Source organism: Dietzia sp. DQ12-76 (genome assembly GCF_014145045.1).
Lineage (GTDB): Bacteria > Actinomycetota > Actinomycetes > Mycobacteriales > Mycobacteriaceae > Dietzia.
Map to the genome: position 1 here is coordinate 6,788 of NZ_JAALDV010000508.1, position 3,454 is coordinate 10,241.

Genomic DNA, 3,454 nt, shown 5'->3' on the forward strand with positions numbered 1-3,454 from the left:
CGCCGTTCGTGCTCACCGCGTTGGCCAGGATCGCGGTGCCCGATGCGCCGAGCATCACGGTCATGACGAGCAGCTCCTCGTGCTCGCCGAGCTTGACGTCGATTCCGTGCACCTCCGCGACGGCCAGGGTGTAGAACGCCGCGGCTTCGATGAACACCAGCGACTCGGCGCCGATCGCGCCGAACGCGAGCACGGTGCCCACCCCCGGCACGGCCGCCGTCGCCCCCACGGCGGCGCCGGACGCGGTGACGGCGGTGAGGAAGCGGGAGTCGAGCCGCTCGCGGATCCGTGCCGGACTCTCGTCGGGGTGGCTCCGGCGGAGCGTGCGGACATAACCCTTCGCGGCCCCGGCCTGGCTCCGAATCGCCTTGCGCAGGGCCCCGGTGGCGATTCCTGCGAGCGGACCGGAGACGTCGGTTTCGGCGGGGACGCGTTCTGGCACGGGAACTCCTCGAGGGTGGTCGCGACAGGAACGGCTGACCCTGTCCGTCACCCCACGGTACGGAGATTCAGGTGGTCCCGCCTCCTACGGCAGGACCTGTTCGGTGTACTGGTTCGCGAAGATTCTGTCCGGGTCGAGTCGGTCGCGTACCGAGACGAAGTCGTCGAAGTGAGGGACGGTGGCCGAGAGGTCGGCGGCGGTCCTGGTGTGCATCTTGCCCCAGTGGGGCCGACCGTCCGCCGCGAGGAAGATCTCCTCGGCCGACCGGAAGAGTTCGGTGTGGTCCATCTGGTGGAACTGGTGGACCGCGACGTAGCAGACATCCCGCCGGTAGGCGGTCGACAACCACACGTCATCCGCCGCGGCGAACCGCACCTCGACGGGGAACGGCGTGACGACGCCGGTGCGGTCGATCATGTCGCGCAGGTCACCGAGCACGCCGGTGGCCGCGGCCACCGGCACCGCGTACTCCATCTCGCGGAAGCGCACCCGCCGCGGGGAGGCGAAGACCCGGTAACTGCGATCGGTGTACGCGCGGGCCGACATCGCGCGTGCGGCGACGCGGTTGAGTCGGGGGGTCAGCGTCGGCCGGCGTGCGGCCGTCCGGCACAGCGCACCGAAGGCCTCGTTGGACAGGAACTCGTCGGCGACCAGCTCGCGGATGCGGCCGAGCGGACGCAGGTCCGCGTCACCCGGCAACCTGGTGTTGCGTCTGACGGTGACGGCATCGGTGTGCGGGAACCAGAAGAACTCCGCGTGGTCGGCGGAGCTCGCGAAGCCCTCGAGATCGGCGAGTGCGGCCGTGAGGGTCCAGGGGTGTTCCTCGGCGCTCAGTGCGAACGCCGGCACGCAGTGAATGGTCAACTTGGTGATGATCCCGATCGCTCCGATCCCGAGGCGGGCCGCCTCGAACACGTCGGGATCCGCCTCGCGCGAACAGTCCAGGACGGAGCCGTCCGCCGTGACGATCTGCAGTCCGACCACGGTGGCCGGCAGGCCGACGGCGGTGCGGCCCGTGCCGTGGGTGCCCGTGGACACCGCGCCCGCCAGCGATTGCTCGGCGAAGTCGCCGAGGTTCGGCTGGGCGAGCCCGAGGTCCCAGAGCAGAGGGCCGAGCCGGTGGAGTCGGGTACCCGCCCAGACGGTCACGTCCGCCCCGTCGACGTTCCCCTCGGGATCGCGGGTCGGGACGATCGACTCGATCCCCGTCAGGTCGTCGAGCGAGATCAGCACCCCGTCGGTCGCCGCGGCGGGGGTGAAGGAGTGTCCGGCACCCACGCACTTGACCCTGGAGCCGCGCTCGGCGGCCGCGGTCACGACCCCGGTGACCTCGGCGACCGTCGTGGGGTCGGACCGGCCCGACGGCGAGGCGAGAACGTTTCCGGCCCAGTTGTGCCACCGCGTGGTCGAGGTCGTCATGGGTGCAGAGGCTACCTCCCGGGGCGGGTCCCGGGGCCGATCTGGACAAGAGACCAGATGCGGGTTCGGTCGCAGGCCGGGCGTGAGGTGTAGTGCGCCCGTCGCCTCGTCGTCGTCGTACCATGGACGAGTGACCAGACGCCTGCCATCCGATCAGCGCCGAGCGCAGCTCCTCCGGGCAGCCCTCGAGATCGCCGAACACTACGGGCTCGGAGCGGTGACCGTCCGCGGTGTCGCGGAGCGCGCCGGCGTCTCCCTGGGAGTGGTGCACTACTGCTACACCGACAAGGAGGAACTCCTCCGCGAGGTGATCGGTGCGGTCAACTCGGAGGTCCACCAGGCGGCCAGGGCGTTCATCAACGTCGACTTCGACTCGGGCGCCCTCGGCAGGGAGGGGCTGCGCCGGAGGCTCTACGAGGCCATCGACCTGATCTGGGCCGTCATCTCCGCCTCTCCGGACCGTCAGCTCCTCACCTACGAGATCGTCTCCTACTCGCTGCGCACACACGGGTCACCGGAGATCGGTCTGGCCCGTCATCAGCAGGAGTCCAACGAGGAGATCATCCGGTCCGTCCTCGAGCGGACCGCACAGTCCGCGGGTATGCGCTGGGGCATGGGACTCGACGAGATGGTCGGTGTCGTCGAGGCCACGGTCGCGGGGATCGGGTTGCGCTGGCAGATCTGCCGGGATGACGACGAGGCGATCGCTCTCCTCCACCGGGCGGTCGACCTCGTGGTCGCGGACGCGCACCCGATCGACGGCGACTAGGTCGACCCGGTGAGGGTAGAGGGGGTGACCGGGACCATGTCCGGACGCGCGAGCGACGCCGTGGAGGCGGTCGACGTCGCCACCACCGGGCTCGACGCACCGCTCGCGGCGCTCCACCTGCCCACCCTGCGGACGAACCTCGCCGATCTCCGGCGCCGGGCGGGCGGGACACGGATCCGCATCGCCAGCAAGTCCGTGAGGTCGCGCGGTGTGCTCGAGGAGGTCCTGGGCCCGGGGCTCCGCGGCGACGAGTCGGTGCGCGGGATCATGGCCTACTCGCTCGCGGAGGCCCTGTGGCTCGTCGAGGCGGGCTGTCGAGACGTCCTGCTCGGGTACCCCTCGGTCGACCGTGGCGCGCTCGGTCGGCTGGGCGCGGATCCGGCCGCGCTCGGGGCGGTGACGCTGATGGTCGACGACGAACGCCATCTGGAGATCGCCCGGGAGTCGGGTGCGGGCGGCGCGAGGGTGTGTGTCGACGTGGACGCCTCGCTCCGGTTGGGGCCGCTCCACCTGGGTGTGAGGCGGTCCCCGCTGCGGAGTCCGGTCGACGTGGAGCCTCTCGTCCGTCGCGCCGTCGACATGGGCTTCAGGGTGGTCGGCGCGATGTTCTACGAGGCGCAGGTCGCCGGCGTCCCCGACGACGTCCGGGGCGTGGGACTGGTCAAGCGCCTGTCCATGCGCCGTCTCCTGGGAGTGCGTCACGCGGTCGCCGACGTGATCGCCGGGCTCACCGGCGAGCGGCCGGAGATCGTCAACTCGGGCGGATCCGGTTCGATCGCCGAGAGCGCAGCGGACCCGGCGGTCACCGAGGTGACCGCCGGATC

The 3,454-nt window shown here is 71.1% G+C and carries 3 protein-coding genes and 1 pseudogene; 2 read left to right on the forward strand and 2 right to left on the reverse strand.

The genetic code is table 11. The annotated features are described in order from the left end of the window. Window positions 1-442, reverse strand: a pseudogene (locus G6019_RS15725) (hypothetical protein); the annotation flags it as partial. 84 nt (window positions 443-526) lie between these two features. Further along, on the reverse strand, window positions 527-1,861 hold the full coding sequence (locus tag G6019_RS15730) for a D-arabinono-1,4-lactone oxidase (RefSeq protein WP_182628004.1): 1,335 nt from the start codon (window positions 1,859-1,861) through the stop codon (window positions 527-529). Between the two features lie 130 nt (window positions 1,862-1,991). On the opposite strand from G6019_RS15730, the gene G6019_RS15735 reads away from it, so the two are divergent. Both G6019_RS15735 and G6019_RS15740 read left to right on the forward strand, forming a co-directional pair. Next, a complete protein-coding gene (locus G6019_RS15735; RefSeq protein ID WP_107756737.1) occupies window positions 1,992-2,630 on the forward strand; it encodes a TetR/AcrR family transcriptional regulator in 639 nt (212 codons plus the stop codon). Window positions 2,631-2,666: 36 nt separating this feature from the next. Beyond that, window positions 2,667-3,454, forward strand: a 788-nt coding sequence (locus G6019_RS15740) for an alanine racemase (RefSeq protein WP_182628006.1), incomplete at its 3' end; no start/stop codon positions are given.

Excerpts from the sequence above, each read along its gene's own strand:
- G6019_RS15730 (WP_182628004.1), bottom strand. The coding sequence starts at position 1,861 with ATGACGACCTCGACCACGCGGTGGCACAACTGGGCCGGAAACGTTCTC.